At 72.9% G+C, this 251-nt stretch carries 1 protein-coding gene; it reads left to right on the forward strand.

The window, feature by feature from the left end:
• The coding region (locus PSD17_RS35250; protein ID WP_339126378.1) for an IS110 family transposase at nt 1-251 on the forward strand (251 nt) is incomplete at both ends.

The raw sequence follows: 251 nt of genomic DNA on the forward strand, positions 1-251 counted from the left end.
GGCGCATCGAGGCCCAGGTGCAGCCGCTGGTGCCGCACCTGCTGGCTATTCCTGGCTGCGGCGGGCTGACTGCGGCGAAGGTCCTCGTCGAGACCGCAGGGGTCGACCGTTTCCGGTCCTCGGCCGCGTTCGCCATGCACGCCGGGACGGCGCCGATCCCTGTCTGGGCGGGCAACCGTGCGCGGTTCCGCCTCAACCGCGGCGGCAACCGGCAGCTCAACGCCGCCCTGCACCGCATCGCGGTCACCCAA

This window comes from Pseudonocardia sp. D17 (assembly GCF_036984265.1).
GTDB lineage: Bacteria > Actinomycetota > Actinomycetes > Mycobacteriales > Pseudonocardiaceae > Pseudonocardia > Pseudonocardia benzenivorans.